The organism is Bacillus sp. NPDC093026, assembly GCF_044754665.1.
Taxonomy (GTDB): Bacteria; Bacillota; Bacilli; order Bacillales; family Bacillaceae; genus Bacillus; species Bacillus maqinnsis.
Map to the genome: position 1 here is coordinate 554918 of NZ_JBIVPN010000002.1, position 22609 is coordinate 577526.

Below are 22609 nucleotides of genomic sequence, written 5' to 3' on the forward strand. Positions count from 1 at the left end.
CAAATCGCGTGAGCGTTGTCGAGAACTGGATTGTTTGATAAAATAATCCGTACCTTTTGCGAACGTGATTGTGTGATAAGGAGGGTATATGCCAAATGCCAAAGGGAGAGGGAAAGGTCGTTTCCCAAAATAAAAAGGCCAACCATGACTATTTTATAGAAGAAACGTATGAGGCAGGTCTTGTGTTACAAGGAACTGAGATTAAATCAATTCGTGCAGGAAAAGTGAATTTAAAAGATTCCTTCGCCAAAATCGAACGAGGAGAAGTATTTCTTCACAATATGCACATCAGTCCGTATGAGCAGGGGAACCGCTATAATCATGACCCGCTTAGAACGAGAAAGTTACTGCTTCACCGCAAGCAAATCAGCAAACTGATTGGTGCTACTAAGGAAGAGGGCTACTCACTTGTACCGATTAAACTCTACTTAAAAAATGGTTTTGCAAAAGTCCTCATTGGAATCGGTAAAGGAAAAAAGAAATACGATAAACGTGAAGATTTGAAGAAAAAGGACGCAAAACGAGAAATCGAACGTGCCTTCCGTGATCGTCAAAAGCAATTCTAGTCATGAGGCAGATGACTTGCTGAGATGATGAAAACTATGCTAAAATAGTTGTTAAATAGACAATCATTATTGCTTATTTTACAAAAACAACCAGTTGTTTCGAGTGATAGGATTGTTATAATAGTTATATACGGAAGCAGTTAAGCTCAATGTTTCCTTCCCGTATATCCCTTTTACAAGGGGACGTTACGGATTCGACAGGGGTAGTTCGAGCTTGAGCTGCGAGCCGAGAGGCGATCTCGTTAACACGCACTTAAATGTAACTGGCAAAACTAAAAGTTTTAACCAAAACTTAGCATTAGCTGCCTAATAAGCGCAGCGAGCTCTTCCTGACATTGCCTATGTGTCTGTGAGGAGCCCAATTCAGTAGGCTACGCTTACGTTTCCGTCTGAGAACGTAAGAAGAGATCCATCAGACTAGCTCTCCAAGCGCCCGTCAGCAGGCATGCGGATGAGTGAACATGTAAATATGCTGACTACGCTCGTAGACGCTTAAGTAATCGATGTCTCTGGACGTGGGTTCGACTCCCACCGTCTCCATACATAAGAAAAGGTGCTGATCAACGGCATCTTTTTATTTTAAATTTTTTTGCGTTATCCGAGAAGACTTTAAAAATCGGATGAACAAGGACAAACCACAATAATGGCTATGATGAGTAAAGATTGATTTGATATGAATTGAATGGAAAGGTCATTTCCTTTTTGTACCCTCTTGATCTATATCCTCATTTTACAAATTCATCCTGTATCATGAATGCTTTGTTTAAAATGAAATCAAAGTATGTAAAAGCGGCTTGTCATTTATGACGAATGCACCTCTGCCAACAGCAAAAAATCTCCAATCAATTCAAAATCGCATCTTCCCATTTGGGATGTCGTCATATATAGTTATATTAGACTGGTTCTAAATAACTGCAATTGGGGCGTTTACATGGATTCAATTGTTTTGCATTTTATTGTGATCATGAGTGGTTCTGGGATTCTGTCCGTTATATTAGGAATATTTGCTTTTGCAAATCGCCATCGATATATTGGCTGTCAATTGTTTATGTTCATGTCTTTCGCAACTGCGATCTATATTTTTGGTCATACGTTTGAATTATTGGGGCGTACTCCAGAAGAAATCATGTTCTGGATTTGTTTTCAATACATAGGGCTTCCGTTTATTGCACCTTTTAGCTTAATGATTGTGCTACAATTTACGGGCTTCCATCAATTCTTAACGAAGCGCCACATGCTACTCATCTTACTGATTCCATTTCTCACAACCATTATGGTGTTCACCAACTCTCTTCACTCTCTCTTTTATCGAAGCATCACGACGAATTCAGTAGACGGATTTTTATTGGCTGATTTTACGATTGGCTATTGGTATATCATTCATGGGGTATATGCGTTTGGCTGTTCGATGCTGGCTATATTTATTTTGCTTTGGTTTTTACGTGTGACGAAAAAAGAATACTTGAAGCAGATCATGATTTTGCTTCTTGGGATGTTCTTACCAATCTTGACTTCTTTTATCTATTTATTAGGCGCAACGCCTTTTCATATTGATCCAGTACCTGTGGTGATGTTTTTAACAAATGCACTATATTTGTGGGCAATTATGTCATTTCAGCTATTTAAGCTCTCTCCTATTGCGATGGAGCGTGTGTTTGAGCATATGTCCGAAGGGGTCTTGATTTTAGATCGTTATCGTACGCTAATTGATTATAATCCTGCAGCCGCAGCCATCATTCCAGACCTTTCTAAGAAAGGAATTGGACATAAAATCGATGATATTTTTTCAGCATTGAGGAAAGATCATGCTTTTATTCAGTGGCTTCGTTCCCCGCAGGATCATACGCAATATGATTTGATGTGGGAAAAAGAGCAACCCTTTTATTATCATCTGACAGCTTCCTCTTTATTTAATAGAAGAGGTGAGGTAGAAGGCAGGCAAATCGTGATCAGTGATGTGACAAAGCAGCGTTTGCTTCAGAAAGAGCTAGAACAGCGAGCATACATGGATGGATTGACAAATATCTTCAACCGTTCTTCTTTCATTGAACGAACGCATATTGTATTAAAAGAAGATGCTAATGATACAGCGATTTTGCTGTTTGATATTGATTTCTTTAAGCAAATTAATGATACACACGGACATCATATAGGGGATGAAGCACTACGGCATATCGTGTCAGTTTGTCAGCAGCATTTAGGGAATGAAGATTTGTTTGGCCGATATGGCGGGGAAGAATTTGCAATTTGTCTGCCGCATTGTCATTTTCAGGAGGCTTGTCACATGGCCGAGCGAATCAGGCATTCATTTGAGGAGAACCTCTTGCATGTTGATGGAAAAAAGGTACGAGTAACGGCCAGCTTTGGGATCGCTCATACTGCTTATGGCCCAGATTCATTAGAAACGCTGTTGTTTGAGGCGGATCAAGCCCTGTATATGTCAAAACGACAAGGGCGTAATAGGATCTATGCATCAACTGGTGGAAACTACATGCTTTATGGTGAAAATCATTCTCCACCAGCTTCTCGTTGACTGTTGTCTTCACTTCGGATATGATAGACATAACATTTGAACGGTTTCCTGAAGGGGAGTAGCTTTTACGGTTTGGTCGTCATTACAGAAACATACAGTGTTTCTCGGCCTTTCCGGCATGAACATGTTAGCCAGACCTTTGCCTATCACACATGAGGCAAAGGTCTGGCTTTTTCTAGCCTTTTTGTATCCATGTGTGGCGGGGGAGAGCGGACAAATGAACTCTTTTAAAACAACATAATGTTGTGAAAGGATGATCGACTTGAAAAAATATGTGGTGGCTCTCCTGTTTTCCGGCACGCTTGTCTTAAGTGGATGCTCAGGTTTACTTGAGCAAGTCAACGATACAACGACTTATGTGACAGAAGCAAATGACTTTGTCTCTGAAATTCAACAGTTTACAGAACAGTTTCCAAAGCTTGCTGAAGAGGCTGTACAAGATGCTGCCAAAAAAGCAGCCCTTACGCAGCAGCTTGAATCATTGAAGACCGAAATCCAATCCTTTAACGAATTAACAGCACCAAAAGTAGCAGAAGAGCTGCATGCGCAAATCATTGAAAAGAATAAGCTGCTATCAAAAGAGATCCAAACCTATTTACAGCAATTGAAAGAGGACAATGTGGATCTCGCGATCATCCTAGAGGAACAACAAGGGTTAATTCAACATCTCCAGCAATCCGTCAGTTTACTTCAGAATATCGAACAATTAACAAACTAGTACAGTCTCGTCACCAAGATTGAAAACTTGCTCATTGGCTTGAATAAATTTTTCCCGCAAAATATCCATGATCGAATCCTCACATCATCAGCATATCTTTGCCTTTTTAGGTAGAGGTATGCTTTAATTTAGATAAAAGAAAGTCATATAGAAAAAAGGTGATCACATGACAGAGCAGGAAGAAAGATATATTACAACACCGAGAGCCCAGAAGGAAAAGGATCAATTAATGAATCGCCTGAAACGAATCGAGGGACAAGTTCGAGGGATTCAACAAATGATTGCGACGGAACGTTATTGTATAGATGTCGTAAATCAAATCTCCGCTGTCAATGCTGCGTTAAAGAAGGTGAGTCTTCAATTGATGGAAAAACATGCACATCACTGCGTATCCGATGCGATTAAGAGCGGGAATGGGGATGAGGCGATAAAAGAGTTGATGAACGTCTTTACGAAACTGACCAAATCATAAAAAGCCAAAAACCTTTTATCTTTACATTAATACCCTACTGGGGTATAGTAATTATAGAGAATGAATGATGGAGGCGATGAAATATGGTACAAGCAACACTTCATGTACAGGGCATGTCTTGCGGACATTGCGTGAAAGCAATCGAAGGAAATGTAGGAGAATTAGCAGGTGTAGAATCAGTTAAAGTACATCTAGACAAAGGGCAGGTTGATGTTTCATTTCATTCAGATCAAGTGACACTACATCAAATTTCTGATGTAATTGAAGAACAAGGATATGACGTTGTATAAATGAGATACGTGCTGCAAGTGACAGCACGTATTTTTTCCCGAAAGGATATACCCCTATGGTGTATATGTGAAGAGGTGAGATGAATGAAAAAGGAAGTTGACTTTCAAATTATAGGAATGACCTGTGCTGCCTGTGCGAGACGCATTGAAAAAGGTCTGAACAAATTGGACGGTGTACATGATGTCAATGTAAACTTGGCACTGGAAACGTCTCATATTGTATATGATGCAGAGAGTATATCACCAGATGATCTGAAACAGAAAATACAATCTCTTGGCTACAATGTGGCGATCAAAGAAGCAGAATTTGATATAGAGGGAATGACCTGTGCAGCGTGTGCGAACCGGATTGAGAAAAAAATAAACGGGATGGCTGGCGTTGATCATGTGTCTGTTAATTTCGCACTTGAGAAACTTCAGGTGGCTTATCATCCGGAACAAACCTCAACGAGCGAAATAAAAGAAGCGGTACAATCAATCGGTTATTCGTTCATTGAACCAAATTTTGCACAAGAAAAGGAGAAAAATCATCGCCAAGCTACTATTGAAAAACAGACAGCACGCTTTCTGTTTTCAATGATATTATCGCTGCCTCTCCTTTGGGCAATGATCAGCCATTTTTCTTTTACGTCCTTTATTTTGGTACCAGAAGCATTCATAAATCCATGGGTTCAACTTGCACTGGCTACCCCAGTTCAATTCATTGTGGGCTGGCCCTTTTATGTAGGCGCATATAAAGCATTAAAGAATCAAAGTGCCAATATGGATGTGCTCGTTGCACTAGGGACATCTGCAGCTTTTTTCTATAGCTTGTATGAGAGCATTCGGTCTGCCTTTCAAGGAACACATCAAGCGGCTCTATATTATGAAACAAGTGCTGTGCTGATTACCTTGATCGTGTTGGGAAAACTAATGGAAGCAAGAGCAAAAGGGAAATCCTCAGAAGCGATTCAAAAGCTCATGGGCTTACAAGCGAAAGAAGCTGTCATTGAACGTAGCGGTAAGCAGATTACAGTTCCCATTTCAGAGGTAAAAGTGGATGATGTTGTCTATGTGAAGCCAGGTGAAAAAGTACCGGTAGATGGAAAAATCATTGAAGGGACAACGGCATTAGATGAGTCAATGATTACAGGAGAAAGCTTGCCAGTCGACAAAACAATAGGAGATACAGTCATTGGCGCTACAATGAATAAAAATGGTTTTATCAAAGTGAAAGCGACGAAAGTGGGCAAAGAGACCGCTCTTTCACAAATTATCCGAGTGGTGGAACACGCACAGGGCTCCAAAGCGCCGATTCAAAGAATGGCAGATCATATTTCGGGTATATTTGTTCCGGTTGTTGTAGGAATCGCTGTTTTGACCTTTCTCATTTGGTTTTTCTTCGTTGATCCATGGAATTTGACCGCAGCACTTGAAACGTTTATAGCGGTCATTGTTATTGCTTGTCCATGTGCGCTAGGACTTGCCACACCTACTTCTATTATGGCAGGCAGTGGGCGGGCAGCTGAATCTGGCATTCTTTTTAAAGGCGGAGAGCATTTAGAAGTGACACAAACACTGGATACGATTGTATTAGATAAAACAGGAACAGTGACGAAAGGTGAACCGAGTGTAACAGATGTATTAGCATATGCAAATTGGACGGAAGACACTCTGCTCCAACTAGTAGGGTCGGCAGAACAGCAATCTGAGCATCCACTTGCGCGAGCCATCGCTGATAGGATGAAGGAACGTAGCCTTCAAGCTGTGCATGTTGATTCGTTTCAAGCAGATCCGGGTTATGGGGTCGAAGCACATGTCGATGGGCATCGTCTCTTCATCGGTACACGGAAGCTATTAAAGAAACACCACATCAAATACGAAGAAGGAGAAGCATCATTAACAGCCCTTGAGAAGCAAGGGAAAACAGCCATTCTCACAGCAATTGACGGCCAGTTGGCTGGCATTGTGGCCGTTGCAGATACAATCAAAGCAACTTCAAATCAAGCAATTGCTAGACTGAAGGATCAAGGACTTCAAGTTGTGATGATGACAGGGGATAACAAACGCACAGCTGAGGCCATTGCGAAACAGGCAGGCATTGATGATGTGATTGCTGAAGTCCTTCCAGAAGAAAAGGCTGCTCATATTGCAGTACTTCAAGAACAAGGAAAGAAAGTCGCGATGGTCGGAGACGGCATCAATGATGCACCTGCTCTAGCGACAGCAAATATTGGGATGGCCATTGGAACTGGTACAGACGTTGCAATGGAAGCAGCGGATATCACGTTCATGACGGGAGATCTCCATGCCATTGCAGATGCGATTGAATATAGTAAAAAGACAATGCGGAACATCAAACAAAATCTATTTTGGGCACTAGCCTATAATTGTATCGGTATTCCAGTGGCAGCATTTGGGTTTCTTGCACCATGGCTAGCAGGAGCAGCAATGGCGTTTAGTTCGGTTTCAGTTGTCCTGAATTCGCTGAGACTTCAACGAATTAAGACTGTAAGAGAGGGAGTAGCGTTATGAAGTTGAATGTAAAGTGGAAGTGGACACTCAGCGCACTTGTATATGTTGCTTTGGTGTTGGTCAGTCATTTTATGTATGCTGAACTCTCTTATCATCATGACGTGCCAACTGAACAAATGCAAGATCACTAAAAGAAAGGCTCTGCAAAAAAAGCGGAGTCTTTTTTGAACAATTTTGTGAAAGAACCCACCTTTTTAAAGATTTTTCATAAAAAATTCATTTAGTTTTGTTCCTTTTTGTCGTTTTTTGTAGGTTCATCGTTAAGATTCGATTAAGTAACAAAGAAAGCGTTATCAAAAAAAGGGGGTTCACGTATGAAAAAGTTAGGGTTAGCTTCTCAAATACTCATTGCACTTGTACTGGGTGTTGTCGTAGGAGCGCTTTTTTATCAAAATGAAACGGTTATTAATATTTTAACGCCGGTTGGCGATATATTCATCCATTTAATTAAAATGATTGTCCTTCCAATTGTCATTGCCGCATTGATTGTAGCAGTAGCAGGTGTAGGGGATATGAAAACCATTGGAAGACTCGGAGGAAAAACCATCCTTTACTTCGAGATCGTGACGACGATTGCATTAGCAGTAGGACTGCTTGCAGCAAACGTCTTCCATCCTGGTACTGGAATTGACATGAGTAACATGGAAAAAGGCGATATCTCTAAATACGAAGAGACATCAAAGGCTTCAGCAGAAAAAGCCACTTTATCTGAAACACTTGTGCACCTTGTGCCAACGAACGTTTTCCAATCGATCGCAGAAGGTGATCTATTACCAACGATCTTCTTTACTGTCTTATTCGGATTAGGTATTGCCGCAGTAGGAGATAAAGGGAAACCAGTGCTAGGATTTTTCGAAGGTATACTCGAAGCCATGTTCTGGGTCACTAATAAAGTGATGAAGTTCGCACCATTTGGTGTATTCGCACTCATTAGTGTAACAGTAATTAAGTTCGGGGTCGGAGCACTGCTCCCGCTAGGTAAACTTGTCCTTGTCGTTTACGGAACAATGGCATTCTTTGTCATTGTGGTACTCGGCATGATTGCAAAAATGGCTGGAACGAATATCTTTATCTTATTCAGAGTTTTAAAAGAAGAAATCATTCTTGCATTCTCAACAGCAAGTTCAGAAGCTGTACTACCTAGATTAATGGATAAAATGGAGAAATTCGGCTGTCCGAAAGCGATCACATCGTTCGTTATTCCGACAGGTTATACCTTTAACTTAGATGGCAGTGCCATTTATCAATCAATTGCCGCCATATTTGTTGCACAAATGTATGGCATGCCACTTTCCCTTTATGAGCAAATTACGTTATTATTAATCTTAATGCTGACATCCAAAGGAATGGCTGGTGTACCTGGTGCTTCAATCGTTGTTGTCATCACAACACTTGGCGCTATGGGACTTCCACTTGAAGGTCTTGCCTTCATCGTAGGAATTGACCGCTTGCTTGACATGGTTCGTACAACAGTCAACGTTTTTGGTAACTCACTAGCCGCTATCGTGATGTCTAAGTGGGAAAAAGTATTTGATCAAGAGAAATCGAAGAAGTATATTGAACAATTAAAGCATCAAACAAAAGCAGCGTAAAAAGGAGATCTTTTCAAATGACGAAGCTACAGGACAAGCAAGTTCGAATCGAACGAGACTTTCTAGGTGAAAAGGAAGTAGACATTCATGCATATTATGGAATTCAAACATTACGTGCAGTTGAAAACTTTCCAATTACTGGCTACCGTATTCATGAGGAACTCATCAAAGCATTAGGGATTGTCAAAAAGGCAGCCGCACTTGCAAATATGGATACACATCGACTTTATTCTGGTCTTGGAGAAAAAATTGTACAAGCAGCAGATGAGGTCATTGAGGGAAAATGGAATAACCAATTTATTGTCGATCCAATTCAAGGCGGGGCTGGCACTTCAATGAATATGAATGCCAATGAAGTCATTGCAAACAGAGCGCTCGAACTATTAGGGAAGGAAAAGGGCGCTTATACTGAGCTAAGTCCAAACACTCATGTGAACATGTCACAGTCTACAAACGACGTGTTCCCAACAGCGATTCATATTTCTACATTAAATATGATTGAAAAGCTGCTTTATACGATGGAAAACATGCATCAAGTCCTGACGGAAAAAGCGCAGGAATTTGACCATGTCATTAAAATGGGGCGTACACATCTTCAGGATGCTGTTCCGATTAGGCTTGGTCAAGAATTTAGTGCTTATGCAAAAGTACTCGCTCGTGATATGAAGCGCATTAAGCAATCCAGACAGCATCTATATGAAGTGAATATGGGTGCAACTGCAGTTGGTACAGGGCTCAATGCAGACCCGAAATATATTCGCAAAGTTGTTGGCTATTTGTCTGACATTAGCGGATTACCATTAGTTGGAGCAGAAGACTTAGTCGATGCTACGCAAAATACGGATGCTTATACAGAAGTATCTGCTGCCTTAAAGGTATGTATGATGAATATGTCGAAAATGGCAAACGATATTCGTTTGATGGCTTCAGGTCCAAGAGCAGGCTTTGGTGAGCTACACTTGCCGCCTAGACAGCCAGGTTCCTCTATCATGCCAGGGAAAGTAAACCCGGTTATGCCAGAGGTGATGAACCAGGTTGCTTTTCAAGTGATCGGTAATGATCACACCATTTGCCTTGCATCAGAGGCTGGTCAGCTTGAGCTTAACGTAATGGAACCAGTGCTTATTTTCAACTTGCTTCAATCTCTCAGCATGATGAAAAATGTATTTGAATCCTTCGTTGACAATTGCTTGCGTGACTTAAAAGCAGATGAAGCGAGATTAAAAGAATATGTAGAAAAGAGTGCCGGTGTCATGACGGCGGTCAATCCGCATATTGGTTACGAAGCCGCTGCACGAATTGCAAGAGAAGCGATCCTTACAGGCGCATCTGTACGTGAGCTTTGTCTGCAAAATGATGTTTTAACAGAGGAAGAGCTTGATGTGATCTTAAATCCTTTTGAAATGACCAAACCAGGTATTGCTGGCGCATCACTTTTAGAAAAGGATCGTTTAGAAGATTAAACTACATCATGATAAACGCACACCGACATGAAGTTCCGGTGTGCGTTTTTTCATGGACTGTTTGTTTTTCTTAAGCTCACATAGTATACTATCGTCAATTATTAGGGATGTGACTGGGTTGAATCTATTGAAAAAATGGCTGAATACCGAGCCTTATTTAATCGTGATGTTGATTGTACTTACACCGATTGGCGGCGAGCTGAAATTTTACCCATTTGAAGATAGTTTTCGGGTCAGCTTTGGAACCGTTGTCTTTTTCTTTATTTTGCTTCAAATGAAAAAATTCCCAGCATGGGCGAGCGGTATCATTGCGGGGATATCTGTTTTTGTCTTTCGAGTGCTGCTTGATATAGCGGTCACAGGTCATTTGCTGATTGAAGAGTCTGTCTCATTAAGATTCCCTTCCTTTTTATATTATGTGACCTATGGTACGCTTTTTCACTTATTGCAGGTCCGTCGCTTTCGTGCCAAGCCTTGGATCATTGGTGCGACGGGGATTATCATGGAGTTATGTGCGAGCGTGGTCGAAATGATTGCACTTCGAGGTACGTTGGATGAAATTCTGACGGTCCGGACGCTATTTCAACTATTTGTTTTGGCGATTTTCAGAAGCTTTTTCGTATTGGCTTGCTATACGATGATTCGGTTATATGAAGAACAGGCGAGAGAGCGCCAGATGATGAAGGAAAAAGAACATTTGCTCATGCTGCTGTCGAACCTTTATACGGAATCTACATACTTTCATAAAACACTAGCACATGCTGAGCATATTACGGCAACATCTTATCAATTATATCAATCACTGCATCATGCAAAGGATGCCGAATCATTAGACTTGAAAAAGCTCGGAAAAACAGCACTTCAAATTGCGGGAGAGGTTCATGAAATCAAAAAAGATAATCAGCGGATTTTTTCCGCCTTATCGAAACTGATTCATGAGGAGAAGTTTCAGGAATATGCAAGTCCTGCCCATATTGCAGGACTTGTGATCCGCATACATGAAAATTATGCAGAATCTCTTAAAAAACACATTGTATTTCATTATGATGAAAAAGGGCAACATCCACCGTATCATGTGTTTACGATTCTATCTTTGTTAAACAACATTGTGTCCAATGCAGTGGAAGCCATTTCAGTGGCTGGAGAGGTGTCGCTGTCTATTTCGCTGAAAGGAAAAGATGTGATGTTTCAAATCAGTGATAATGGACATGGAATTAAAGAACGAAATCATCACGTTATTTTTAAACCGGGTTTCACTTTAAAATATGACCAAGCGGGTAATCCGTCGAGCGGAATAGGGCTTTCCTATGTGAAGGATACAGTTGAGAAGCTGGGGGGAAGTATTCAGATGAAGAGTATCCCAAATGAAAAAACAATCTTCACCTTGACAATACCAGTTGATCAAATCAGTAGAAAAGAGGGGGTTGGGAGATGAGATTTTTTATTGTCGATGATGATGAAGCTGTTCGTTCTTCGCTTGCTCAGCTCATTGAAGATGAAGAGCTTGGGATTGTGGCTGGCGAAGCGGAGGATGGTGCAGAATTAACAGCCAGCTACTTAAATGATTTACACATTGATATATTATGTATTGATCTTCTAATGCCGGAAAGAGATGGACTTGAAACGATTCGAGCAATAAAAGATGAGTTCCGCGGTAAATACTTAATGCTGTCACAGGTAGAAACAAAGGAATTGATTGGACAGGCATATACGCTTGGAGTCGAATACTATGTGACGAAGCCGATGAATCGTGTCGAAGTATTAAGTGTGCTCCATTTAATGATCGAACGTCTGCATTTAGAGCACTCCATTGAGAATATTCAACATTCGCTCAATTCTGTGATGCAGTTCCAGCAGCGTGGACAGACGAAAACAAAACAAAGGGGAAAAAGTCTTGCAGAGGCGGGCCAGTTCTTGCTTGCGGAGCTTGGGATTGTGGGAGAGAAGGGGTCAAAGGATTTATTGGATATGATTCTATTTACAGATCAGTATCTAGGATTACATGTCGATCAGCACGACTCCTTTCCCTCTTTAAAGGTCATTTTCACCGGGGTCACGGAGGAAAAATTAAATGAACCGTATACAGCAACTGATATTGCAAGAGAGGCGAAGGCTGCTGAGCAGCGTGTGAGACGAGCGATTAACCAATCACTAAAGCATATCGCATCACTTGGGTTAACGGATTTTTCACATCCAACCTTTGAAAACTATGCGTCTAAATTTTTCGATTTCACCATTGTACGGAAAAAAATGAGTGAATTGACAAAAGAGACAAGCGGAAGAGAAGAACACACCCGAATCAATGTGAAGAAATTTGTGCAAGTGCTATATTACGAAGCCAAACGAATTTGTATGGAAGATTAAAACAAGACGTGCGCTCCTCCTTTTCTTACAAATTTGCAGACGAATCGAAACCAAATGGAAAATCAAAGTACGCAAGGAGCAAGCCATTTATGAAATGGTAGGATGGGTCAGGCATGCTTGGGGTATCAGAGCCGGTTTGCTCCTCTTGCTGACGGTTCTCATCAAAGCACTAGAACGAGCGGAATCATTGATGCAACTGACATATGTGTGGGATGGTGTTAATCGTTGATTTTTTCATTAGTGGACGATAAAAGATCGACAAAACATGTCATACGAAAGAAAAAAGACAGGGGAATTCACTCCACCTGTCTTTTGTCATGATGTCAATCCTTTGTAAATGGTGTCAATATTCCATTTCATCATTTTGTAATAGCTGTCTCCATCTTCGCCTTGTTTTCCAATTGAGTCGGTGAATACTTTTCCTTTAATCGGAACCCCGGTTTCCTCAGAAAGGCTCTCAAGGCTGCGCCTATCTACACTTGTTTCAAGAAATAGAGCGGGTACACGATGGTCTTTGACGAAATGAATGATTCGTTTCATTTGACCAGGTGTTCCTTCGCTTTCTGTATTGATCTCCCAAATGTAACCGGCAGTCAGACCATACGCATCTGCAAAATACTTAAATGCACCCTCACTTGTCACAAGCAATTTTCGGTCATCTGGTAGCTGACTATATTTCTCTTTTGCTTCATCATGAAGCGCTTGGAGCTTCTTGATATAGGCTGCCGCATTTTTTTTGTAGTCTTCTTTATGGGCTGGGTCCGCTTTTATGAGTGCATCTCGGGCATTCTTGGCATATATGATGCCATTTTCGACATTCAGCCATGCATGAGGGTCTTGCTGACTTTCCAGTCCTTCTGAAGATAAATGCTTCACTGTGACGCCCTTGCTCAGTTCTGCTACTGGTGCATCACCTCCATCCTTTCCGCTGGATTCGAGAAGCTTTTGAAACCAGCCGTTCCCTGTTTCGAGGTTTAAGCCATTATATAGAACAAGGTCTGCATCCGCCGTATGCTGAACATCCTTTGGCAGTGGATCGAATTCATGTGGGTCAGTACCGATTGGCACTATGCTGTGAATAGAGACATGCTGCCTGCCTACTTCTTTCACTATGTCATAAAGAATGGAGTAGGTCGTCACAACTTTTAATTTGCCATCATCTTTGCCGGAATGATGATTCTTTGTCGAACAACCCGTGATCACTATAAGGGCAAGTAATACTGCTGTCAAACGGATTGCAAATACCTTCTTCATATATGTCCTCCTTTTACATAGACGCTTCCTTTTTCAACTGCGTTCGTTTTCGTTTCGATTTTAATGATCTCCATAAAATTCCCTGCTTTGGTGAAAAGATAAATGCACAGCCAAACAAAATGGTGGACACCAAAACAATGGATGCGCCAGATGACAAGTTATACGTAAAGCTAAGCCCAAGTCCTACTACAGCAGAAATAGTCCCGAAAAAGGCAGATAAATAAATCATAATCCATAATCGATCGGTTAGAAGGTAAGCAGTGGCTGCTGGTGTGATGAGCATGGCCACAACAAGAATGATTCCGACAGTTTGCAGTGAAGCAACCGTCACAAGCGTCAATAATGTCATGAGAAAGTAATGAATCATCCGATTCGGTAAACCATAGACGGATGAAATCACCGGATCAAAAGAACTAATGAGCAGTTCTTTGTAGAACATGATGACTGCTAACAAAATAAAGATGCCAATTCCAAGGGTAATCCACATATCAGATGACCGAACAGCTAGTACGTTTCCAAACAAGATATGATATAAATCGCTAGAGCTTTTCAAAAACGTAATTAAAATGATCCCGATTGAAAAAAAAGAGGTGAATACAATGCCAATGGCGGAATCATTTTTAATGCGGCTGTTTTGACTGACATATCCAATGCCAATGGCGGTTAACACACCAGTTAAGACGGCTCCGAAAAAGAAGTTAATTCCGAGCATATAGGAGATGGCGACACCAGGCAGAACGGCATGAGAAATGGCATCTCCCATCAGGGCCATGCCGCGTAAAATGATAAAGCAGCCGATGACGCCGCAAATGATGCCCACCATGACGGATGTAAATAATGCCTTTTGTAAAAACGCATATTCAAACAGTCCAGTTAAAAAATCCATTACACGTCTCCTCCTGCTGTTTTTAAGAATGGAAGTTGCGTTTCATACGCCTTCAGCATGACCTCTGGACGAAGGATGTCGTGTACGTGTCCCGCTTTAATCAATTTTTGATTTAAAAGAACGAGGTGGCTGAAATAATCATCGGCCTTGCTTAAATCATGGTGTACGACAAGAATTGTTTTCCCCTCATCACGTAATTCCTTCAAAATGCGAATCATCGTTTCTTCACTTGCCATATCAATCCCTACAAAGGGTTCATCTAAACAAAAGAGTTGTGCGTTTTGAGCAAGCGCTCTTGCCAGAAAAACTCGTTGTTGCTGTCCACCGGATAATTCGCCAATTTGTCTTTTGGCAAAGTCCTGCATCCCGACTTTTTCTAAGCAATGGTATGCATAGGCTCGGTCTTCTTTTTTAGGTCGTTTCATGAGTCCGAGCTTTGGATATGTTCCAAGCAGGACTGTATCAAGTACATGAATAGGGAAAGTCCAGTCTAGGTCGTTTCTCTGTGGAACATATGCGATTTGTTTTCTGACTTGTTTAAAGGGTTGGTCAAAAAAATGAATATCCCCTTGATCTTTTTCAATTAAATCCAAACATGCCTTGAGTAAAGTCGATTTACCAGCACCATTTGGACCAATGATCCCTGTCATCGTTCCCTCCTGAATGGAAAGAGAGACGTTTTCTAATGCATCCTGTCCGTGATATGAGACATATAGACGGTCGATTGTTAAAGCATTTGACATCTCTTGCGGCTCCTTTCAATCATCATTGCGTTTCTTCAATATATGCCCGAATTAAATAATTTTGACTAAAGGATGAAATGATTCTCTTACGCCATTTTTTTTTCCTTAGGCAAACTTTTATTTTATTCTAAGCGTATCTCCTTGTTTTGTAAAGAGATATGAATGATCTTTCTCATATTATGTAGGGAGAAAAGGGGATGAGCATGGATGTCATTAAAAAGGGCAGTAATAAACCATTCATTTGCCGATAAATGATTGACAACATGCGACAATACCTCATATAATAGGGGTAATTCAATATATGAATATGTGCTCATATATAATATTTAAAGAAGTTGTTAAGTTTAATTGAATCAGGGGAAGCTACTTATATAGAAAAAGGTGAGAACATGAAGATAACGAAGCAAGAATACGTATTAAACGGTCTTGATTGCGGAAACTGTGCGCGAAAAATTGAAACAGGTGTCAGCAAATTAGATGGTATTCAAACATGTTCAATTAATTTTGCGACAGGTACTTTAACAGTGACACATGGCGATACACAAGAAACGATGTCAGAACGTATTGAAAAAACGGTTCAATCTATTGAACCTCATGTGAGTGTTTCACCGAAAGAAGCAGGACACCAGCATGATCATGGAACAAAGCATTTAAAGTCCATCGTGTGTAAATTAATCGGTGGTGCTGTCATTGGAATAACTGCCTATCTTATACCAGAAGACGGGTGGCTACAGTTTGTCATGTTTTTGGCTGCGTACTTATTAGTTGGTGGTGACGTGGTCTTTAAAGCTTTGAAGAATATCGTACGCGGTCAAGTATTTGATGAAAACTTCTTAATGACCATTGCAACTGTTGGGGCTTTTATCATTCAGCAATACCCAGAGGCACTTGCTGTCATGTTGTTTTACCAAATCGGTGAGCTTTTCCAAGGAGCGGCTGTCAATCGATCAAGACGTTCCATTAGTGAATTAATGAAGATTCGTCCAGAATATGCGAACCTCAAAGTGGAAAATGAGACGATAAAAGTGAAGCCGGAAGAAGTATCGGTTGGTGATCGTATCATTGTGAAACCGGGTGAAAAAATTCCGCTAGACGGGTTGGTGATGGAAGGCTTTTCTCTCGTTGATACCTCTGCATTAACAGGTGAATCGGTTCCAAGAGATGTGGAAGCAGGGAAAGAAGTCCTTGCTGGATTTGTGAATCAAAATGGTATTCTTGAGATTGAAGTGCAAAAAGAGTTGAGCGAATCGGCTGTGACGAAGATTCTAGATTTGGTCGAAAATGCAAGTAGCCGAAAGGCACAAACTGAAAACTTCATCACAAAGTTTGCGAAATATTATACACCGGCTGTTGTTGTGCTCGCATTGTTGCTTGCCTTTGTACCGCCTCTTATGATTCCGTCAGCACAATTGTCTGAATGGGTTTATCGTGCACTTGTCTTTCTTGTGATCTCTTGTCCTTGTGCTCTTGTCGTATCCATCCCATTAGGATTTTTTGGAGGTATCGGGGCAGCATCGAAACGAGGAATACTAGTAAAAGGTAGTAACTATCTGGAAGCACTTCACTCTGTTCGTTATGCAGTGTTTGACAAAACAGGCACACTCACAAAAGGAAACTTCACAGTGACACATATTGCAGCACATGAGAAGTGGTCTGAAGAGGAGCTCTTGGCTTTTGCGGCTCTAGCAGAAGCACATTCTTCCCATCCGATTGCGGAGTCGATCAAAGCTGCTTACGGTTCATCTCTTGATGAGAGCCGCATAGATGCCTATGAGGACATTGCGGGTCATGGAATTAAAGCCATCATCAGTGGTGTCCATGTATTAGCCGGAAATGATCGCCTGATGGAACGAGAAGGCATTGCTTTTGAGAAAGAAAAACGAAACGGAACCGTTGTTTATTTGGCGGTTGACGGAAAGTTTGCTGGATCTATTTTGATTTCTGATGAATTAAAGGATGATGCGATAGAGACTGTTTCTGCATTGAAGCAGTTAGGCATAAAAACGATTATGCTCACCGGTGATTCAAACCAAGTAGGGACTGCGGTGGCCCAGCAAATTGGGATTGACGAAGTACACACAGAACTACTGCCTCAGGATAAAGTGGCGAAAATTGAAGAAATTGATCAGCAAAAAGCACCTCATGAAACATTACTATTTGTCGGTGACGGCATTAATGATACCCCAGTTTTAGCGAGAGCAGATATTGGGATTGCCATGGGTGGACTCGGGTCAGATGCAGCTGTGGAAGCGGCTGACATCGTCATTATGACGGACCAACCATCAAAGGTTGTTGAAGCGATCGGTGTTGCTAAAAGAACTAGAGCCATTGTTTGGCAAAATATTGCATTTGCTCTTGGCGTCAAAGGGGTCTTCTTATTGCTTGGCGCATTTGGTATTGCAACCATGTGGGAAGCCGTTTTTTCTGATGTTGGTGTGACTGTACTGGCAGTTTTAAATGCCATGAGGGTCATGAAATAAAATTGTAAGGAAAAATTCAAGATACCGTCTTTTATAATAGAGACCCTCTTGTTAAAATAGAAGAAGTTGGATAATGGCATATTCCCAAGCTGTTATCCTTTTTCCGCTTCTAAGGAATGAAAAAGATAAGGTAGGTGCTTTTGTGAGTAAAAAAAATCAATCTTCATCCATTAAGTTTGCCGTTATATTAACCATCATCGCAGCCCTTCTCATTGGCATTTTTGTTATCATTGGCAACAATAATAGTCAGCAAGCACAAACAGTTGACAGTAAACCTTCAATTGAAGGGCAGCCTATCATGGGAGACAAAAATGCAACCGTACAAATCGTCGAGTTTGGGGACTACAAATGCCCATCATGTAAAGCATTTGAAAAGGACATTTTCCCAAAACTGAAAGCAGACTACATAGATAATGGCGATGTGTCATTTTCATTTATTAACTTTCCTTTACCTGTTCATGGAAAAGGCACTGTATTAGCTGCACTTGCATCAGAGGAAGTGTGGAAAGAGGATCCAGATAACTTCTGGAAGTTTCACGAATCTGTATATGCTGCTCAACCAGATAGTGAAGCAGAATGGGTCACACCTGCTAAGCTGACAGAATTGGCCAAAAAGACGACAAAGATCAATACGGACAAGCTAAAAGAAAACTTATCGAAGAAAACGTATCAACCACAGTTGAATACAGATGATCAATTGGTGAATCAATTAAAAGTAAACGCAACACCAACGGTTTTCATTAACAATAAACAAGTCCAAAACTTTTATGATTATAATGAAATCAAAGAGTTAATTGAACAAGAGCTAAAAGGGAAAAAATCATGAAAAATAAGCTTGTTTTCTTATACAGCGCTTGGATCGTTTCTATTGTTGCGACGATGAGCAGTCTATATTTAAGTGAAGTGAAGAAGTTTATCCCGTGCGATCTGTGTTGGTTTCAGCGCATCTTCATGTACCCGCTCGTGCTTTTATTAGGAATGGCCACTTTCCGTGGGGATGTTAAAGTAAAATATTACGTCCTTCCTTTAGCTGTGATCGGTGCCTGCTTTTCCATCTATCATTATATGGAACAAAAGATACCAGGTTTTGCATCAATCAGACCTTGCCTGAGTGGTATTCCTTGTTCTTTTGATTATCTAAACTGGTTTGGTTTTATCACCATTCCTCTATTAGCACTCATTGCATTTATTCTTATCATCATCAGTATGCTGTTATTAAATGCAAAACAAGATTAAATCAACAAGCCTACTTTTTATTAGAGAAAGTAGGCTGATTTTTATTTTTGGAAAAAGATAAAATTAAAGAATATTTGTATTGCTTTTCAGGAGGTTCAGATATACATTAAGTGTGTAAGATGATCAGACAATGTTAAGGAGATAAGCGGAAAATGGCATGGGAAGTCTTAAGTATGATTGGGATTGTGGCATTTGCTATTAGTGGCGCTATTGTCGCAATGGAAGAAGAATACGATATGCTTGGTGTGTACATTTTAGGGATCGTCACTGCCTTTGGCGGGGGAGCGATTCGCAATTTATTAATAGGTCTACCGGTATCAGCTTTATGGTCACAGGGCAAGATGTTCTCCATTGCTCTTGTTTCGATTACGATTGTGTTTCTATTTCCAAAGCTGCTGTTAAAGCATTGGAGCAAATGGGGGAACTTCTCGGATGCGATCGGCTTAGCAGCCTTTACGATTCAAGGGGCGTTATTTGCAGTCCAAAGAGGGCTTCCACTTAGTGCAGTCATTGTGGCTGCTATTTTGACTGGAAGCGGCGGCGGTATTGTACGTGACCTATTAGCAGGACGTAAGCCGCTTATCCTGAAAGCAGAGATTTATGCAGTATGGGCAGCGCTTGGCGGCTTATTCGTTGGACTTGGTTTCGCCCAAGGTGAGCTGGGCCTTTATCTTCTGTTTCTCATCCTCGTTACATGCCGAGTTTGTTCCTATCTATTCAAATGGCGTCTTCCTGCTAGATCCTACTTTTTCAATAAAGGGTAAAACAAAAGAGGGCCGAGGCGTCCTCTTTTTTGTTTGAGCCTGTGAAAACACTGTATCAGATGTTTTTTTAAAACCAAGCCATCCATGTCATTTGTCAAACAACAGGAGTGCAGACAGTTCCACGCAATGTTCAAAATGAGTCCTTTTTCAAAACAGGTGTGTGGGTCATTTGTAAAGGCGTTGAATTTGATGCAGTCATCATTGCAAATAGGTGAAGAGAATTTTATAAAAATGGACATGATCGAAAGCTGTTTATGAGAGTCATGCATGAGTTCTATATATGCGTAAACGGTGAAAGGGGCCCATTTTTTGCCAAAATTCCAACATGATATTATCAATCATTTTATTAGAATAGTAACGCTAAGAGCTAATGAATGTTCAAATGCTCACATCTTAGTGTAGAATAAAAAGATCATACACCTGTCGATATATTGGCAGGGATCACAATCATAGTGTACGGCTTTTGAATCAAGTGGGCTGAAAATTGTGTTCAGCCTATTTGTGGTGTGACTGGATACTGAAGCAGTTTTGCGGAAACCTGTGAAGGGAAAACATATTTATTGTTGTTACAGAGGATTTTTATACGTGTGATCAGAATATCTTTTTTGAAGATATTTAAGTCATTCATATTAAAAAAATACCAAAGCGTTTAGATCAGTACAACCATGGGAATAGAGCCACTCCATTATGAAACACAGGAGGTTTTAAACTAGTGGAGATTTTTTTAGCGGTGCTTGTATTACTTGCACTCATTGCATCATCGAATATTATTAATCGTTTTGTACCCTTTATTCCAGTCCCGCTAATTCAAGTGGGTTTAGGAATTTTGGTCGCAGCTTTTCCTTCAGGTTTACATATTTCTTTAAATCCTGAGCTATTCTTCGTTTTATTTATTGCCCCGCTGTTATTTAATGACGGGAAGCGTACTCCAAGGGATGAGCTTTGGAAATTAAGAGCGCCCATTCTGCTTTTAGCACTTGGCTTAGTCTTTGCTACGGTCATTGTAGCAGGATATACCATTCATTGGATGATTCCAAGCATCCCACTACCCGCTGCATTTGCTCTAGCAGCCATTTTATCACCAACAGATGTGGTAGCCGTTAGCGCCTTATCCAGTCGTGTGAATATGCCAAAAGCCATTATGAGGCTGTTGGAGGGTGAGGGGCTGATGAATGATGCATCAGGACTTGTGGCCTTTAAATTTGCCATTGCAGCAACTGTGACCGGTGCTTTTTCAATTGCGCAGGCATCCTTTAGTTTTGTATTGATTGCCGCTGGCGGTTTATTGACTGGATTTATTTTATCCTTCTTTTTCATTCGTTTTCGTTATTTCCTTCGCCGCTTAGGAATGGATGATGTCACCATGCACATTATCTTGCAAATTTTAACGCCATTTGTGATTTATTTAGCAGCTGAAGAAATTGGCGTTTCAGGGATTTTAGCTGTTGTTGCAGGCGGGGTGGCGCATGCAATTGAGCAGGACCGGATAGAAGCGAATTTAGCAAAGCTACAGATTGCTTCTACGAATACATGGAATATCATTTTATTTATTTTAAACGGACTTGTTTTCGTCTTACTTGGATTACAAATTCCTGATGTATCCACAGTGATTTTCCAAGATGAAGCGTTTAATAACATGCAGGTCATCTGTTACATTTTAATCATTACACTTTGCCTGATGGTTCTGAGGTTCTTATGGGTGTGGCTGTTCTGGGCAGGCAATTGGAGTGCAATCAAAAAGCAGCATGTGAAAAAGCAAAAACTTCGCGCATCGATACTGATGACATTCTCAGGTGTCCGCGGTGCCGTCACATTAGCCGGTGCATTTTCAATCCCCTTTACACTAGCTGATGGGTCACCATTCCCTGAGCGGCATTTGATTATTTTCCTCGCAGCAGGCGTGATTTTATGCACACTCATTTTAGCTAGTGTGTTATTGCCTCTTTTATCTGAGAAAAAAGATAAGCAAGTAGATGTGGACACTGATACAAAAATCCAGCACGCAAAACGGAAGCTTTTGAGAAGTGCTATTAAAACATTAAAAGAGGGAATGAATGAAGACAATCGAGAAGTGTCTCTAGCTGTCATCAATGAATACCGGATGAAACTGAGAAATATTCAACGTGAACCTTATCAATTCGGGATGAGGAAACAAGAAAGAAAAATTAGACTGCATGGGATTAAAGCAGAGCAGATGAAACTTCAGCAATTAATTGATGAAGAGAAAATTGACCAAGAAGAAGCCTATGAGCTTCAAGAGAGATTTCATGAACTTGAGATGCTATATTCCAATTCCTTTAAGATTCGTTTTTCGAAAGTCAAGTTTTTGCGGCTTCTTCAATGGCTACACTTATGGCGACCTCATCAGCGTATTTCAAGCGGCATATTAGAAAACGAAGAGTCGTACAAACAGATACGCAAGAAAACAGCTGAAGCCGCGATTGAATCAATCAAAAAACATATGACGGATGACAATAAACAAACATGTCATCGGGTCATTGGCTTCTACAATCAAGTCATCTTCCGCTGTGAACATGGCCCGTCATTCTTTCAGCAAAGAGATCGTGCATTTGACCGTAAGAAAAAGGAGTTAAATTTCAAAGCAGTACAGTCCATTCGTAACGAAATCCAAACCTTATATGAAAATGGGGAGATCAATCGTGATATAGCCCACCATTTAAGAGAGTATATCAATGATATAGAGGCTGTTTTATTGACCAATACATGATGTTGT

At 40.7% G+C, this 22609-nt stretch carries 20 protein-coding genes and 1 other RNA gene; 18 read left to right on the forward strand and 3 right to left on the reverse strand.

Annotated elements, in window-relative coordinates; translation table 11 throughout:
- Window positions 1-95: 95 nt before the first annotated feature.
- The 13 genes from smpB to ACIQCE_RS07785 all read left to right on the forward strand — a co-directional run bounded on the left by smpB (window position 96) and on the right by ACIQCE_RS07785 (window position 12741).
- Window positions 96-566 carry an SsrA-binding protein SmpB gene (gene smpB / locus ACIQCE_RS07725; RefSeq protein ID WP_353854558.1) on the forward strand — a complete coding sequence of 157 codons (471 nt, stop codon included), beginning with the start codon at window positions 96-98 and terminating at the stop codon, window positions 564-566.
- Between the two features lie 179 nt (window positions 567-745).
- Window positions 746-1109, forward strand: a transfer-messenger RNA (tmRNA) gene (gene ssrA, locus ACIQCE_RS07730).
- Window positions 1110-1497: 388 nt separating this feature from the next.
- A complete protein-coding gene (locus tag ACIQCE_RS07735; RefSeq protein WP_400494277.1) occupies window positions 1498-3099 on the forward strand; it encodes a histidine kinase N-terminal 7TM domain-containing diguanylate cyclase in 1602 nt (533 codons plus the stop codon).
- Window positions 3100-3352: 253 nt separating this feature from the next.
- Window positions 3353-3817, forward strand: coding sequence for a DUF6376 family protein (locus tag ACIQCE_RS07740; RefSeq protein ID WP_400494279.1), 465 nt, complete (start codon window positions 3353-3355; stop codon window positions 3815-3817).
- Between the two features lie 166 nt (window positions 3818-3983).
- The gene (locus ACIQCE_RS07745; protein WP_400494280.1) at window positions 3984-4289 is read left to right on the forward strand and encodes a metal-sensing transcriptional repressor; all 306 of its coding nucleotides are present in this window, start codon (window positions 3984-3986) and stop codon (window positions 4287-4289) included.
- Window positions 4290-4372: 83 nt separating this feature from the next.
- Window positions 4373-4579: a copper chaperone CopZ gene (gene copZ, locus ACIQCE_RS07750; protein ID WP_400494281.1), complete on the forward strand. Its 207-nt coding sequence runs from the start codon at window positions 4373-4375 to the stop codon at window positions 4577-4579.
- A gap of 84 nt (window positions 4580-4663) precedes the next feature.
- Window positions 4664-7093: a heavy metal translocating P-type ATPase gene (locus ACIQCE_RS07755; RefSeq protein WP_400494282.1), complete on the forward strand. Its 2430-nt coding sequence runs from the start codon at window positions 4664-4666 to the stop codon at window positions 7091-7093.
- Entirely contained in the window at window positions 7090-7224 is a 135-nt protein-coding gene (locus tag ACIQCE_RS07760) for a hypothetical protein (protein WP_400494283.1), read from the forward strand. Before ACIQCE_RS07755 ends, ACIQCE_RS07760 begins: the two co-directional genes overlap by 4 nt.
- A 183-nt stretch (window positions 7225-7407) precedes the next feature.
- On the forward strand, window positions 7408-8685 hold the full coding sequence (locus ACIQCE_RS07765) for a cation:dicarboxylate symporter family transporter (protein WP_400494284.1): 1278 nt from the start codon (window positions 7408-7410) through the stop codon (window positions 8683-8685).
- A gap of 17 nt (window positions 8686-8702) precedes the next feature.
- Window positions 8703-10148, forward strand: a complete 1446-nt coding sequence (gene aspA, locus ACIQCE_RS07770; RefSeq protein WP_400494285.1) for an aspartate ammonia-lyase — start codon at window positions 8703-8705, stop codon at window positions 10146-10148.
- Window positions 10149-10266: 118 nt separating this feature from the next.
- The gene (locus ACIQCE_RS07775) at window positions 10267-11583 is read left to right on the forward strand and encodes a sensor histidine kinase (RefSeq protein ID WP_400494286.1); all 1317 of its coding nucleotides are present in this window, start codon (window positions 10267-10269) and stop codon (window positions 11581-11583) included.
- Window positions 11580-12512: a response regulator gene (locus tag ACIQCE_RS07780; protein ID WP_400494287.1), complete on the forward strand. Its 933-nt coding sequence runs from the start codon at window positions 11580-11582 to the stop codon at window positions 12510-12512. Before ACIQCE_RS07775 ends, ACIQCE_RS07780 begins: the two co-directional genes overlap by 4 nt.
- Complete coding sequence (locus ACIQCE_RS07785; RefSeq protein ID WP_400494288.1) at window positions 12463-12741, forward strand: hypothetical protein; 279 nt, start codon at window positions 12463-12465, stop codon at window positions 12739-12741. Before ACIQCE_RS07780 ends, ACIQCE_RS07785 begins: the two co-directional genes overlap by 50 nt.
- An 86-nt stretch (window positions 12742-12827) precedes the next feature.
- Here ACIQCE_RS07785 and ACIQCE_RS07790 read toward each other — a convergent pair whose 3' ends face one another.
- Genes ACIQCE_RS07790 through ACIQCE_RS07800 form a run of 3 tightly spaced genes read right to left on the reverse strand, consistent with a single transcriptional unit; the run spans window position 12828 to window position 15395 of the window.
- Complete coding sequence (locus ACIQCE_RS07790) at window positions 12828-13766, reverse strand: metal ABC transporter solute-binding protein, Zn/Mn family (protein WP_400494289.1); 939 nt, start codon at window positions 13764-13766, stop codon at window positions 12828-12830.
- A gap of 13 nt (window positions 13767-13779) precedes the next feature.
- A complete protein-coding gene (locus tag ACIQCE_RS07795) occupies window positions 13780-14652 on the reverse strand; it encodes a metal ABC transporter permease (protein ID WP_400494290.1) in 873 nt (290 codons plus the stop codon).
- Window positions 14652-15395, reverse strand: a complete 744-nt coding sequence (locus tag ACIQCE_RS07800) for a metal ABC transporter ATP-binding protein (protein ID WP_400494291.1) — start codon at window positions 15393-15395, stop codon at window positions 14652-14654. Before ACIQCE_RS07800 ends, ACIQCE_RS07795 begins: the two co-directional genes overlap by 1 nt.
- A 389-nt stretch (window positions 15396-15784) precedes the next feature.
- On the opposite strand from ACIQCE_RS07800, the gene ACIQCE_RS07805 reads away from it, so the two are divergent.
- The 5 genes from ACIQCE_RS07805 (at window position 15785) to ACIQCE_RS07825 (ending at window position 22603) form a co-directional block, all read left to right on the forward strand.
- The gene (locus ACIQCE_RS07805) at window positions 15785-17875 is read left to right on the forward strand and encodes a heavy metal translocating P-type ATPase (protein WP_400494292.1); all 2091 of its coding nucleotides are present in this window, start codon (window positions 15785-15787) and stop codon (window positions 17873-17875) included.
- Between the two features lie 142 nt (window positions 17876-18017).
- Window positions 18018-18701, forward strand: a complete 684-nt coding sequence (locus ACIQCE_RS07810; protein WP_400494488.1) for a DsbA family protein — start codon at window positions 18018-18020, stop codon at window positions 18699-18701.
- Complete coding sequence (locus ACIQCE_RS07815; protein ID WP_400494293.1) at window positions 18698-19111, forward strand: disulfide oxidoreductase; 414 nt, start codon at window positions 18698-18700, stop codon at window positions 19109-19111. The genes ACIQCE_RS07810 and ACIQCE_RS07815 overlap by 4 nt, the downstream gene beginning before the upstream one ends.
- Before the next feature lie 152 nt (window positions 19112-19263).
- Window positions 19264-19875 carry a trimeric intracellular cation channel family protein gene (locus tag ACIQCE_RS07820; protein WP_400494294.1) on the forward strand — a complete coding sequence of 204 codons (612 nt, stop codon included), beginning with the start codon at window positions 19264-19266 and terminating at the stop codon, window positions 19873-19875.
- 712 nt (window positions 19876-20587) lie between these two features.
- Window positions 20588-22603, forward strand: a complete 2016-nt coding sequence (locus ACIQCE_RS07825; protein ID WP_400494295.1) for a Na+/H+ antiporter — start codon at window positions 20588-20590, stop codon at window positions 22601-22603.
- Window positions 22604-22609: the final 6 nt, after the last annotated feature.